The 13187-nt window shown below is 61.6% G+C and carries 15 protein-coding genes and 1 tRNA gene; 12 read left to right on the forward strand and 4 right to left on the reverse strand.

The genetic code is table 11. The annotated features are described in order from the left end of the window. Positions 1-5: 5 nt before the first annotated feature. Entirely contained in the window at positions 6-698 is a 693-nt protein-coding gene (locus tag N2597_RS19865) for a DUF6656 family protein (protein ID WP_183597869.1), read from the reverse strand. Positions 699-1176: 478 nt separating this feature from the next. Beyond that, positions 1177-1266 (reverse strand) — tRNA-Ser (locus N2597_RS19870). A 302-nt stretch (positions 1267-1568) separates the two neighbouring features. Here N2597_RS19870 and rplU point away from each other — a divergent pair. The 4 genes from rplU to N2597_RS19890 all read left to right on the forward strand — a co-directional run bounded on the left by rplU (position 1569) and on the right by N2597_RS19890 (position 3555). Continuing rightward, complete coding sequence (rplU, locus tag N2597_RS19875) at positions 1569-1886, forward strand: 50S ribosomal protein L21 (RefSeq protein WP_009995580.1); 318 nt, start codon at positions 1569-1571, stop codon at positions 1884-1886. Positions 1887-1919: 33 nt separating this feature from the next. Further along, entirely contained in the window at positions 1920-2189 is a 270-nt protein-coding gene (rpmA, locus tag N2597_RS19880; protein ID WP_004127267.1) for a 50S ribosomal protein L27, read from the forward strand. Positions 2190-2314: 125 nt separating this feature from the next. Next, positions 2315-2971, forward strand: a complete 657-nt coding sequence (locus N2597_RS19885; RefSeq protein WP_038692019.1) for a GNAT family N-acetyltransferase — start codon at positions 2315-2317, stop codon at positions 2969-2971. Further along, on the forward strand, positions 2968-3555 hold the full coding sequence (locus tag N2597_RS19890; RefSeq protein WP_038692021.1) for a GNAT family N-acetyltransferase: 588 nt from the start codon (positions 2968-2970) through the stop codon (positions 3553-3555). The genes N2597_RS19885 and N2597_RS19890 overlap by 4 nt, the downstream gene beginning before the upstream one ends. Positions 3556-3593: 38 nt before the next feature. Here the strand turns inward: N2597_RS19890 and N2597_RS19895 are convergent, their stop codons facing one another. Continuing rightward, positions 3594-4460: an endonuclease/exonuclease/phosphatase family protein gene (locus tag N2597_RS19895; protein ID WP_183597871.1), complete on the reverse strand. Its 867-nt coding sequence runs from the start codon at positions 4458-4460 to the stop codon at positions 3594-3596. 84 nt (positions 4461-4544) lie between these two features. Here N2597_RS19895 and obgE point away from each other — a divergent pair, with 84 nt between their 5' ends. The 7 genes from obgE to modC all read left to right on the forward strand — a co-directional run bounded on the left by obgE (position 4545) and on the right by modC (position 11990). Continuing rightward, the gene (obgE, locus tag N2597_RS19900; protein ID WP_077992372.1) at positions 4545-5627 is read left to right on the forward strand and encodes a GTPase ObgE; all 1083 of its coding nucleotides are present in this window, start codon (positions 4545-4547) and stop codon (positions 5625-5627) included. Then, positions 5614-6783: a glutamate 5-kinase gene (gene proB, locus N2597_RS19905; protein ID WP_183597873.1), complete on the forward strand. Its 1170-nt coding sequence runs from the start codon at positions 5614-5616 to the stop codon at positions 6781-6783. The genes obgE and proB overlap by 14 nt, the downstream gene beginning before the upstream one ends. Next, positions 6776-8059 carry a glutamate-5-semialdehyde dehydrogenase gene (locus tag N2597_RS19910; RefSeq protein ID WP_183597875.1) on the forward strand — a complete coding sequence of 428 codons (1284 nt, stop codon included), beginning with the start codon at positions 6776-6778 and terminating at the stop codon, positions 8057-8059. Before proB ends, N2597_RS19910 begins: the two co-directional genes overlap by 8 nt. 37 nt (positions 8060-8096) lie before the next feature. Then, on the forward strand, positions 8097-8696 hold the full coding sequence (locus N2597_RS19915; RefSeq protein WP_106797013.1) for a nicotinate-nucleotide adenylyltransferase: 600 nt from the start codon (positions 8097-8099) through the stop codon (positions 8694-8696). Positions 8697-9179: 483 nt separating this feature from the next. After that, positions 9180-9971 (forward strand): molybdate ABC transporter substrate-binding protein, encoded by a 792-nt coding sequence (gene modA, locus N2597_RS19920; RefSeq protein WP_077992378.1) that lies wholly within the window; start codon positions 9180-9182, stop codon positions 9969-9971. A gap of 223 nt (positions 9972-10194) precedes the next feature. Then, positions 10195-10896, forward strand: coding sequence for a molybdate ABC transporter permease subunit (gene modB / locus N2597_RS19925; RefSeq protein WP_077992380.1), 702 nt, complete (start codon positions 10195-10197; stop codon positions 10894-10896). Continuing rightward, complete coding sequence (gene modC, locus N2597_RS19930; RefSeq protein ID WP_106797014.1) at positions 10893-11990, forward strand: molybdenum ABC transporter ATP-binding protein; 1098 nt, start codon at positions 10893-10895, stop codon at positions 11988-11990. The genes modB and modC overlap by 4 nt, the downstream gene beginning before the upstream one ends. A 79-nt stretch (positions 11991-12069) precedes the next feature. On the opposite strand, the gene N2597_RS19935 is transcribed toward modC, so the two are convergent. After that, positions 12070-12447, reverse strand: a complete 378-nt coding sequence (locus tag N2597_RS19935; protein WP_010051473.1) for a winged helix-turn-helix domain-containing protein — start codon at positions 12445-12447, stop codon at positions 12070-12072. Between the two features lie 208 nt (positions 12448-12655). Between N2597_RS19935 and rsfS the strand changes: the two genes are divergently transcribed. Beyond that, entirely contained in the window at positions 12656-13099 is a 444-nt protein-coding gene (gene rsfS, locus N2597_RS19940; RefSeq protein ID WP_038692036.1) for a ribosome silencing factor, read from the forward strand. Positions 13100-13187 lie beyond the last annotated feature (88 nt).

Below are 13187 nucleotides of genomic sequence, written 5' to 3' on the forward strand. Positions count from 1 at the left end.
TCTGGCTACCGCCGGTTAACCGCTGCCCGCGCCTGGAGGTCTTCCATGGACAGGCCAGTGCTTACCGATGCAACATTGTAGAGCGCGGCGGTGATGTCTTTCGTCTTGAAAGACACGCCTTTGTTACCAAGCGTTGGATTGAAGCCAAGCAGATTCCCATCGCGGCCCAATATTAGGTGAAGGCCGAAGAACATCTGGTCGAAATCCTGGCTTCGGGGCTTGTAGAGGTTTGCGCTTCCGGCGGTGGTGTCGATGTCGCCATCGAAGTTCGCGATAAATAACTGCGTTACTGCGAAGACATCCTGGCTGCGACCAGTCACAATCTCCCCGAACTTACAGGCTCCCAGATGCGGCGCGTTCGGCAGGATGGTTGGGCGGATGGCTTTCCGCATTCGGTGCCCCGTAGGTAGCTTCGAGGTGAACAGATCGCTTGCATCGCCACCGAGAATGGACAGGTTTTCTTTTGTCGCTGCGATGACTTCGGCCGCAGCCATGTCCGTCGTGATCCGGTGGAACTTCTTGGCCGATGTTGCCATAGGCACGGTCTCGCCAGTCTCTCCCCGGAACCATCGCGCATAGCGGGCCGAGGCAACCTCAGCTTCGGACGAGACCGAGGCAATGGAGAGCGCCGAGCGCACGATTTTCTTGACGTCATCGCCGAAGCGTTCGCCATACTGCAGTTTCGATGCTGGACTCATCATACCCTCTCGCTGTTCGTCGGATTGAAAGTATGACCGATTTCTTAACGGCCTGGTTTCAGTGGCTTCGTAGTTTCCCCCTCATTTGGACGGGGTTCTCTCGAAAATCGGTGCTTGCTCAAATTCGTACGCCAGTGCATGCCGTCGGGGTATTCGGCCCTGACGGGTTCTACCCATTTAAATTCAATATCGAATCCTTGAGTGGGAAGGACGAGACTTCCTTTTCACATTTGCGCCGGTCCTCCTGCTGCCTCATCCTTTCCGAAAGGATTGAGGAGGTCGCGCATGGACAGGGAACTCAAGCAGAGAAAGCGACGGCGAACCTGTGCAGATTGGATTCGCCTGAATGCTGCCAGACGGCGGCGACGCGATTCTGCGGCGAAAACCGTGCTCCAACTGCTCGACCTGTTGTCTGCCGCGCTGGCCCTGCTTCCGGAAAGTGCCGTTACTGTGTTTCCTGAACGCAATCGCGGGACCATGGCGGAGAGGGTGGGATTTGAACCCACGATACCCTTGCAGGTATGCCGCATTTCGAGTGCGGTGCATTCGACCACTCTGCCACCTCTCCGCGGTCAGGTCGGCGCTTGTTCGGCGCGGGCGTTCTCATAACGAGCATATGACAGGTTGGCAAGCCGAAATCTCAAGCTTTTCCATCCTTTTGCCTTGACACCTTTTCGTCACTCGCGTATCCCGCATCCGCAATAGGAGTGGAGTAATCCGCCCCTTGCCCGCCTTGCGCTCGCGCGGGGTTCACCGGCAGACCAGAATTCCGGGCTAGACCCCTGAAATCCCTGCTTAACCTGGACTGATAAAAAGACGGCCACCTGCGGAATAGCGGGGAGCGCCGGAACGAACATGAAAGGATAAAAAATGTTCGCAGTCATCAAGACCGGCGGTAAACAGTACCGAGTGGCAGCCAATGACGTGCTGACCATCGAAAAGCTCGAAGCTGTCGCTGGCGACTCCATTGAATTCACCGAAGTGCTCGTGATCGGCGAAGGCGCCGACGCTGCGATCGGTGCGCCCTTCGTTACCGGCGCCTCTGTCAAGGCAGAAGTCGTCGAACAGAACCGCGGCAAGAAGGTCATCGCCTTCAAGAAGCGCCGCCGTCAGAATTCGAAGCGTTCGCGCGGCCATCGTCAGCATCACACGGTCGTCCGTATCACGGACATCGTGGCTGCCAAGTAAGATCAACGGGACAAGGTTTAAAGGAGAACTCCAATGGCACACAAAAAAGCTGGCGGTTCCTCGCGCAACGGTCGCGATTCCGAATCCAAGCGCCTTGGCGTGAAGAAGTTCGGCGGCGAAGCCGTCATCGCAGGCAACATCATCGTGCGTCAGCGCGGTACGCAGTGGCATCCGGGTTCCAACGTCGGCCTCGGCAAGGATCACACGATTTTTGCGCTTACCGCCGGCAATGTGAACTACCGAACGAAGGCCAACGGTCGCGTCTACGTGTCTGTCATGCCGAAAGCGGAAGCAGCGGAATAAGCCGGTAGCGCTCAAAAACAGCCGGCGTCTCATCGACCCGGCTGGCCGTACCAGGTTCAGTCCAGAAAACAGGGGAGATGGGGCGCCATCTCCCCTTTTTCTTTGTCCAAACAGGAGGACTGAACATGCAAGGCGAATTGTTGAGGGCAGACCAATCACGGTCTCCCCGGGAAGACCAGCGGTCTCCCATAGAACGGCTGAGGCCGGAGCGGTTAAGGACCGATTGCCCTGTCTTGTTATCGGAAAGGCTCGTCATGCGCGCGCCCCACGAAGAAGACATCGACGCCCTTGCCCATCTCGCCAACAACGCCAAAGTCGCCACCATGGTATCGCGTATGCCGCACCCCTATACCGCCAATGATGCCGCCGACTTTGTTTGGCGTACGCGAAATGGCGAGATCGGCAAGTGCGTCTATGCGATCACCAAAGCCGAAAACGGCGCCTTTATCGGCTGCTGCGGCGTCGAACCGCATACCGACGGCAAGACCGTCGAGATCGGTTACTGGCTGGGTGAGCCCTATTGGAACCAGGGTTATACAACCGAGGCCTGCCATGCCCTGGTCGATATGGTGTTCAGGACCCGTCAGGACGTCGACCAGATCGACGCCCGCTGCAGGGTGATGAACGTCGCCTCCCGGCGTGTCATCCAGAAGTGCGGCTTCCAGTTCCAGGGTTCGGGGCTTGCCGCCTCGCTGGCGCTTGGCAGCAACGTGCCTGTGGAATGGTACAGGCTCGACCGCAAGACCTGGATGTCGCTGAGAAGCTGGGGGAACATCGCATGAGCACGACCGCGCTGCAAAGGCCGGAAACCAGACCGATGATGCCCGGCCCCGCGCCTGTCATCTCGACATCGCGGCTGACGCTCCGCCCCCACAGGCTGAGCGATGCGCCTGCGATCGCGGAATCGCTTTCTGATTTCGCGGTCACACGCATGCTGTCCCGCGTTCCCGCGCCCTTCGACCGGCAGGATGCGCTGGACTGGCTAATCCCGGTCACCTCGGGCACCCTGCCCGACTGGCCCCTGGCGATCACCGGTCAGGACGATGTCCATATCGGCAACGTCTCGATCGAGCTGCGCCACGGCCGCTGGCACCTCGGCTACTGGCTGAACCGCTACTACTGGCGGCGCGGCTATATGAGCGAGGCGGTGGCGGCGATCATCGAGCGCTTCTCGCGCCGCATGCCGGAGACGCCGATCCATTCCGGCGTCTTCGCCGACAATCCGGCGTCGCTGAGACTGCAGGAGAAGCTCGGTTTCCGCATGACGGGTTGCGGCGAAATCTATTGTTTCGCCCGCAATACCATGGTTTCGCACATCGAAACCGTACTGCAGCCGGGCATGCTGCAGCCACGGAAGGTTGCCTAATCGAAGGAAGGGAGACGCCGCCACCGGCGGCGTCTCGGTCAATCGCCGACCTCGACCCAGAGCGGGAAATGATCGGAGCCGACGGATTGCGTGTCGATCCGGGCGGATTTCAACCGGCTCACGAGGCCGCAACTGACGAAGCAATAATCGAGATGCATGCGTTTGCCGTGATCCTCGGGGTCCATCCAGCTGTAGCTCTCGGGGCGGTAGGCTTCGAGCGTCGCAAAGGCGTCGACCGGCGTGCCGATCCGGGCGACCCGGCCGTAATATCCGCCGGCAGCACCGGCAAGCGCGCTATATTCCGGCGATTCCGGCTCCATGTTGAAATCGCCCATGATGACGTAATCCTCCGGCAGCGGCGGTTCCGGCAGATCGAATTCGGCCGCCCCGGTCAGCGACCCGCCCTCCTGGACGAAAGCATTGATATGCGCGTTCAAAAATTGCAGCTGGCGGATGCGTTCGTCTGGAGAAACGTGGTCGAGATGGACGGAGTAGACGCGGATCGCGCCCTCGGGCACTGTGATGACAGCCTCGGTCGCGCCGCGCTGCGGGTTGATCTTGCCCATCGTGCGGCTGCGCGGCAGAAGCAGCGTCCGGGTCGAGGCGATCGGCCAGCGCGACAGCACCATATTGCCGAACTGGAAGCGGGTGCCGGGTGCCTGCGCGGGCTTGCTGCGATCAGCCTCGACATGCAGGTCGCAGGCCGGCCCATACACCCAGAAATGGTCGGGAAAGAAGGCGGCGATGTCGGCCACCATGTCGGCAAAGCCGTTGCGCGAGAAGCCGCGGGTCACCTCCTGCAGCGCGATGATGTCGGCGCCTTCGAGGCTCCGGGCAATGCGCGCGAGATCGTATCTGCCGTCGAGACCGAAGCCGTACTGTATGTTATAGCTCGCAAAATTCACGATAATCTTTGACCTCCGTCGGAACCGCCTATATCGAATGGGCCAAGACGGGCCGTCCAACTGCCACCGGATACTGGAAGTAAAATGAAATTTCTCGACGAAGCAAAGGTCTATATCCGATCCGGAGACGGCGGCGCGGGCAGCGTCTCCTTCCGGCGCGAGAAATTCATCGAGTTCGGCGGCCCCGATGGCGGTGACGGCGGACGCGGCGGCGATGTCTGGGTGGAAACCGTCAACGGCCTCAATACGCTGATCGATTTCCGCTACCAGCAGCATTTCAAGGCGACGATCGGCACCCATGGCATGGGCAGGAACCGCACCGGCGCCAATGGCAGTGACGTGACGCTCAAGGTCCCTGTCGGCACCCAGATCTTCGAGGAAGACCGGGAAACGCTGATCTGCGACCTCACCGTCGAAGGCCAGCGTTACTGCCTCGCCCGTGGCGGCAACGGCGGCTTCGGCAACGCCCATTTCAAGACCTCGACCAATCAGGCGCCGGATTGGGCCAATCCCGGCCTGCCCGGCGAGGAAAAGACCATCTGGCTGCGCCTGAAGCTGATTGCCGATGCCGGCCTCGTCGGCCTGCCCAATGCCGGCAAATCGACCTTCCTCGCGTCCGTCACCCGCGCCCGGCCGAAAATCGCCAACTATCCCTTCACCACGCTGCATCCCAATCTCGGCGTCGCCACCATCGACGAACGGGAATTCATCTTGGCCGACATTCCCGGCCTGATCGAAGGCGCCCATGAAGGTGTAGGCATCGGCGATCGGTTCCTCGGCCATGTCGAGCGCACCCGCGTGCTGCTGCACCTCGTCTCCGCGCAGGAGGAAAAGGTCGGCAAAGCCTATAAGACGGTCAAACACGAGCTCGAAGCCTATGGCAACGATCTCACCGACAAGCCGGAGATCGTGGCACTCTCGCAGATCGACGTGCTCGACGAGGCCGAACTGAAAAAGAAGACGAAAGAGCTGGCCAAGGCCTGCGGCAAGACGCCGTTCCTGATTTCGGCCGTCACCGGCAAGGGCATGACCGAGGTGCTACGGGCGCTGCGCGATATCATCGTCGAAGAAAATGCCGAGGAAAAGCCGGTCAAGGTGCCGAAGCTCAGGCATCGCGACATGATCGTCTCCGACGAGGGCGAGGATGAGGCCGATGACCAGCCGTAAGCCGCTCGGCCGCTACCGCCGCATCGTCATCAAGATCGGCTCGGCCCTCCTGGTCGACCGCAAGGCCGGGCTGAAAAAGGCTTGGCTCCATGCCATGTGTGCCGACATTGCGGGGCTGAAGGCCAAGGGGATCGATGTGCTCGTCGTTTCCTCGGGCGCGATCGCGCTCGGCCGCTCGGTGCTCGACCTGCCTTCCGGCGCGCTGAAGCTCGAGGAAAGCCAGGCGGCCGCTGCCGTCGGCCAGATCGCGCTCGCGCGTGCCTGGTCGGAAAGCCTGTCGCGCGACGAAATCGTCGCCGGCCAGATCCTGTTGACGCTCGGCGATACCGAAGAGCGCCGCCGCTATCTCAATGCGCGCGCCACCATCAACCAGCTTTTGAAAATCGGCGCCGTGCCTATTATCAACGAGAACGATACGGTCGCGACCAGCGAAATCCGCTATGGCGACAATGATCGGCTGGCGGCCCGCGTCGCGACCATGACTGGCGCCGACCTGCTGATCCTTCTCTCCGATATCGACGGCCTTTATACCGCTCCGCCGCATCTCGATCCGAATGCGGCCTTCCTGGAGACGATCGCCGAAATCACCCCTGACATCGAGGCGATGGCCGGCGGCGCCGCTTCCGAGCTTTCACGCGGCGGCATGCGCACCAAGATCGATGCCGGCAAGATCGCCACGACCTCGGGCTGTGCCATGATCATTGCCTCCGGCAAGACCGATAGCCCGCTGTCGGCGATCGAAAACGGCGCCCGCTCCTCCTGGTTCGCGCCGTCGGGCACGCCGGTGACCGCCCGCAAAACCTGGATTGCCGGGCAGTTGCAGCCGGCCGGAGAACTGCATGTCGATGACGGCGCCGTCACCGCCCTCGGGGCCGGCAAGAGCCTGCTTCCCGCCGGTGTGCGCAGCGTTTCCGGCCTCTTCAGCCGTGGCGACACGGTGGCGATCATCGGCCCTGAAGGTCGCGAGATCGCCCGCGGTCTGGTGAGCTACGATGCCGAGGACGCCCGTCGGATCGCCGGCCGCAAGTCGGCCGAAATCGCGGCAATCCTAGGCTATGCCGGGCGCGCCGCCATGGTCCATCGCGACGACATGGTGATGACCGCACAGATCAGACAGAAATCGGAAAGGCAGAAAAAGGACGCGAGCTATGCTTGATACCGTTGCGCTAAGCCCTGACATTGACGCGCTGATGATCGACATCGGCCGCAAGGCCAAGGCTGCCGCGCGACCGTTGGGCTCTGCGTCCACCGAGGCGAAGAACAGCGCCTTGAATGCCATGGCCGACGCGATCCTCGCGAACAAGGCGCATATCCTTGCCGAGAACGCCAAGGACCTGAAGGACATCGAAGGCAGCGAGATGCTCGCCTCCTTCGTCGACCGGCTGACGCTGAACGACAAGCGCGTCGCCGAGATGGCCGAGGGAATCCGCGCCATCGCCGCCCTTGCCGATCCGGTCGGCGAAGTCATCGCCGCCTGGGATCGGCCGAACGGCCTGAAGATCGAGCGCGTCCGCACGCCGCTCGGCGTCATTGGCGTCATCTTCGAAAGCCGGCCGAACGTCACCGCCGATGCCGGCGCCCTTTGCCTCAAGGCGGGCAATGCCGTGATCCTGCGCTGCGGCTCGGATTCGCGCCGTTCATCGCAGGCTATCCATGACTGCTTGGTTGAGGGCCTGAAGGCCGCCGGCCTTCCAGAGCATGCTATCCAGCTGGTTCCGGTCACCGATCGCGCTGCCGTCGGCGCCATGCTGCGCGGCCTGGACGGCGCGATCGACGTCATCGTGCCGCGCGGCGGCAAGAGCCTGGTGGCCCGCGTGCAGAGCGAGGCCCGCGTGCCGGTCTTTGCCCATCTCGAAGGTCTTTGCCACATCTATGTCGATGCCTCCGCCGATATCGAGATGGCGAAGCAGATCGTCGTCAATGCCAAGATGCGCCGCACCGGCATTTGCGGCGCGGCCGAAACCCTGCTCGTCGACGGTGCCGCGATCGGCACGCATCTGACGCCGCTGCTTGAGGTTCTCACCGAAGCAGGCTGCGAGATCCGCGGCTCCGCGACGGTGCTGAAGGTCGCTCCCGGCATCAAGCCGGCGACCGAGGAGGACTGGACGACCGAATATCTCGACGCGATCATTTCGGTCGCGGTCGTCGACGGCATATCGGGCGCGATCGCCCATATTCAGACCTATTCGTCGAACCACACCGAGGCCGTGATCGCAGAGGACCCGGCGGTGGTCGAGCGTTTCTTCACCGAAGTCGATTCGGCGATCCTGCTGCACAATGCCTCGACGCAATTTGCCGATGGCGGTGAGTTCGGCATGGGCGCGGAGATCGGCATCGCCACCGGCAAGATGCATGCGCGCGGCCCCGTCGGCGTCGAGCAGCTCACCTCCTTCAAATACCGGGTGCGCGGTGCCGGACAGACCCGACCTTGACGTGACGACAGAAAATCTGGATCGGCGCTACCTCCGCATGCCGCACAGCGAACGCGGCATGGCCGTCGGCCTGTTCGGCGGTTCGTTCAACCCGCCGCATCAGGGCCACGCGCTTGTTGCCGAGATCGCAATCAAGCGGCTCGGCCTCGACCAGCTCTGGTGGATGGTGACCCCGGGCAATCCATTGAAGAGCCGCAACCAGCTCGCACCGCTTGCCGAACGCATTGCCGAAAGCGAACGTATCGCCGCCGATCCGCGCATCAAGGTCACCGCTTTCGAACAGGCGCTCGGCGTCAGCTACACCGCCAATACGCTTGCCCGCATCAAGGCCTGCAATCCGCATGTACATTTCATCTGGATCATGGGCGCCGACAGCCTGCAGACCTTTCACAAATGGCAGAAGTGGCAGGAGATCGCCCGCACTTTCCCGATCGCCGTGATCGACCGGCCGGGCGCGACACTCTCCTACCTCTCCTCGAAGATGACGCGGACCTTCGATTTTGCCCGCGTCGACGAGGATGACGCGCGCGTGCTCTGGAAGAAGCGGGCACCGGCCTGGACCTTCATCCACGGACCACGGTCCGGCCTGAGCTCGACGGCAATCCGCAACGGCGCGCAACCGGACAGCGCCGAATAGACTGATTTTTAGGGAAATCCCGGAAACGAGAAAGCCCGACGGGGGAGGATCCGTCGGGCTTATAAACTCGATCGACAACTGGGAGGAGGAGTGTTGTCGACCCGATCGAACGGCTATGGGAGGAGGAGAAGCCGTGTCGATGAGTGTGTTGTACCATATTCCGCCGGAAGATGAATATCGATTTGTGCAATGCAGCAATGCTGACGATGCAACACTGAGGCCGAGAGGCTTCGACTGTTGCCGATTTTATCAGCAAGGCGGAACGAAAATGGCCATTGTCACGGCCGGTCTGGTGGTCAGTCGTCGGCTTTCCCAGGCAAAGGCGTTACCGCCGAATCTCCTACTCTAGGAACAGCCATGCGCTTCAAGAACGCGTGGATCCTCATCTCCAGACAACAGGGTTATATTTCCTTGGATATATCTCTGGCCAGAACCCAAGCGCCGTTATATCCATGAAGATATTTCGAACCGCGGGAAGGAATCATGCACAGCCGCCGCCAATGGATGAAACTGACAACCGCCGCGATCGCGGCTTCCTGGCTTGGCGCGGCAGCGCTGCCGACTAAGGCAGAAGCCGCCGAAAAGCTGACTGTCTTTGCCGCAGCAAGCCTCAAGGACGCGCTCGATGCCGCCAATGCCGCCTGGGCGAAGGAAAGCGGCAAGCAAGCCGTTACTTCCTATGCGGCAAGCGGCGCGCTCGCGAAACAGATCGAAAACGCGGCCCCTGCCGATATCTTCATCTCGGCCGACCTCGACTGGATGGATTACCTTGCCAAGAAGAATCTGATCAAGGCCGACAGCCGCACGAACCTGCTTGGAAACCGGATCGTGCTCGTTGCCGAAAAGGACAAGGCCAAGCCGGTCGAGATCAAGCAGGGCTTCGATCTTGCCGGTCTGCTCGGTGACGGCAAGCTGGCGATGGGTGAGCCGAAATCGGTTCCGGCCGGCAAATACGCCATGGCCGCGCTCGAAAAGCTCGGTGTCTGGACATCGGTCGAAACCAAGGTCGCCGGCGCCGAAAGCGTGCGCGCCGCCCTTGCCCTGGTCTCCCGCGGCGAGGCGCCCTATGGCATCGTCTACCAGACCGACGCGACGGCCGATAAGGGTGTCGCCATCGTCGGCACCTTCCCCGCCGATTCCCACCCGCCGATCATCTATCCGGTCGCAATTCTTGCCGAGAGCAGGAACCCGGACGCCGCAGCCTATCTCGACTTCCTGAAATCCGATAAGGCAGCCGGCTTCTTCACGGCGCAGGGATTTACTGTCTTGAAATGATGGGCTGAATTGATTGCGGAATCGATAGTGACAGCTTAGCGTGAAGCCGCCCCTCACCCTAACCCTCTCCCCGTAAACGGGGCGAGGGGACGTGCCCAGCGACACGTTGGCAAGAGACGGAAGGGTTGCGGCTGCTCCCCTTCGCCCCGCAAGCGGGGAGAAGGTGCCGGCAGGCGGATGAGGGGCAATCGGGTGACCGGATTTTCCAGGGAGACAACTGCGTTTGGATATGTTCGGCCTGAGCGATGAAGAATGGACGGCGATCCTGCTCAGCCTGCGCGTCTCGGTCGTCGCCATGCTGGCGAGCCTGCCCTTTGGCATCCTCGTCGCCCTGCTGCTTGCCCGGGGCCGCTTCTGGGGCAAGTCGGTGTTGAATGGCATCGTTCACCTGCCTCTGATCCTGCCCCCTGTTGTCACCGGTTTTCTTCTTCTCATCCTGTTCGGCCGCCGCGGCCCGATCGGCAGCCTGCTCGATCAGCATTTCGGCATCGTCTTTTCCTTCCGCTGGACGGGTGCGGCACTCGCCTGCGCCGTCATGGCCTTTCCGCTGATGGTGCGCAGCATCCGTCTGTCGATCGAGGCGGTCGACCGCAAGCTCGAGGAGGCGGCCGGAACGCTGGGGGCCGGCCCGATCCTGGTCTTTCTGACGGTCACGCTGCCACTGACCCTGCCCGGCATCATCACCGGCATGATCCTTTCCTTCGCCAAGGCGATGGGCGAATTCGGCGCGACGATCACCTTCGTCTCCAACATTCCCGGCGAGACCCAGACCTTGTCATCTGCCATCTACACCTTTACCCAGGTGCCGGGCGGCGATGCCGGCGCGCTGCGGCTGACGCTCGTCGCCGTCCTCATTTCCATGACCGCCCTGCTCGCCTCCGAGTTCCTCGCGCGTTTCGCCGGCCGAAGGATTGATCCGGAATGACGTTGATCGTCGAGGCAAAACAGAGGCTCGGCGCCTTTCTTCTCGACGCCGCCTTCACATCCGAAGGCGGCGTGACCGCGCTGTTCGGACGCTCCGGCTCCGGCAAGACCTCACTGATCCGCATCATCGCCGGCCTCGCCCGTCCGGACGAGGGCCGCGTTATCCTTGACGGCGAAACCCTGACCGAAACCAAAGCCGGCCGCTTCGTTCCGAAACACCGCCGTCATTTCGGTTATGTCTTCCAGGAGGCGCGGCTGTTCCCGCATCTTAGCGTCCGCGCCAATCTTTCCTACGGCCGCTGGTTCGCGCCAAGACCTGCAGGCGGCGAGAGCTTCGATCACGTCGTCGACCTGCTCGGCATCGAGACGCTGCTGGATCGCAGCCCCGCAAAACTTTCCGGCGGCGAGAAGCAGCGGGTCGCGATCGGCCGCGCCCTTCTCTGCTCGCCCCGGCTGCTGTTGATGGACGAGCCGCTGGCCGCCCTCGACGAGGCGCGCAAGGCCGAGATCCTGCCCTATCTCGAGCGATTGCGGGATCAGACCGAAATCCCGATCGTCTATGTCAGCCATTCGATCGCCGAGGTGGCGCGGCTCGCAAACAAAGTGGTGGTCATGCGCGATGGCAGGGTGGAGGCGGTCGGCCCGGCCGTCGACATTTTGAGCCGCGCCTCTGCGGCCTTCGACCGGAAAGAGGCGGGGGCGCTGCTGCAAGGCATCGTCGAAAGCTTCGACGCACGGCACCATCTCTCGACCGTCGCCCTCAAATCCGGTCGGCTGCATATTCCCGGCGCGGCACTCTCGCCCGGCAGTCCGGTCCGCATCCGCATCCCATCGCGCGACGTCATGCTGGCGACGGCAAGACCGGAGGGGCTCAGTGCCCTCAACATTGTTGAAGGCAGGATCGAACAGCTATTTCAGGATGCGGACGGAACGGTTGAAATCCGGCTCGACTGCGGCGGCGATAGCATCCTCTCGCGCGTCACCGCGCTCTCCTGCGAGCGCCTCGACCTTCGACCCGGCAAGATTGTCTTCGCCGTCATCAAGACGGTTGCCCTAGAACAGGATGATTTTAGGCCTAGTCGGCCTAAAATCTGAATCCTGTTCTAAATTAAAGGTTTAGAGCATGATGTCGTCCGAAAACCGCTCACACTTTTCGGCATCAAGCTCTAGAGGCTTAGCCGTGCCCATCCCGCCGCGGGTTACGCTTTGCCTCGAGCCAGGCAAGGTCCTCGGCAAGGCTCGCTTGCAAAATGCTTTCCATCCGCCGAAACCGCGCCAGCAGTTGCTCGCCGAACGGCGTCAGCGCCGCACCGCCGCCCTTCTGGCCGCCGCGTTGTGATTCCACCACCTGTTCGCAGAACATCCGGTTCATCTCGCTGACCAGCAGCCATGCGCGGCGATAGGACATATCCATCGCCCGCCCTGCTGCGGAGATCGATCCGGTTGCGCGGATATGTTCCAGCAGCTCCATCTTGCCGCGTCCGAGCCGATCCTCATCCGGGAAGCTGATTCGCAAGATGGGAACGAGTGGTTTTGCGGCCGGATCGGTCATTCGAATCTGCAGATGGTGGAATTTCCCGCACTTTACGCTCCGGCCTGAAAACTGTACACCGCGCCGACAAGCAGCGGGGCAGCAATATAGTTCAATTCGGTCGCCAGATCGGATTTTCCGCCGCTCCGTACGTTAGCACGTCTTGAAACATTAATGGTTTGATGCCTATCTTAACCATATCCGGTCGTGATCGGATTTCGTGTTGTGCATGGTTTGTCATTCCAGGAAAGGGAAAGCACTGACAACAGTACACGCCAAGGGAAAAACGCTCGCCGTTGTCCCGAAGAGCGCAGAACGTGGCGCCGATGCCGCTGCCCGCGCCTTAGAAGCCGTCCTCGCCAGCCTTGAGGACTCCAAAGCTGAAGATATCGTCACTATCGACATTGCCGGAAAATCGGCGCTGGGAGACTACATGATCGTCGTCTCCGGCCGTTCGAACAGGCATGTCATGGCGATCTCGGACCACCTGCTCACCGATCTGAAGGACGAAGGCTTCGGTACGGCCCGCGTCGAAGGTCAGGAGGGCGGCGATTGGATCCTGATCGACACCGGTGACATTATCGTGCATGTGTTCCGTCCTGAAATCCGAGAGTTCTACAACATCGAAAAGATGTGGGCGGCTCCTGACATGGATGAAGAAACACGCCACTGACAGCCGGGGCCGGCATTCTGACCGGTACCTGAGAGTGGCATTGACTGGCCGGGAACCATTGTAAGCCGGCCAGGGGGCGCGCTTTGTG

It is taken from the genome of Rhizobium sophoriradicis, assembly GCF_025200795.1.
Lineage (GTDB): Bacteria > Pseudomonadota > Alphaproteobacteria > Rhizobiales > Rhizobiaceae > Rhizobium > Rhizobium sophoriradicis.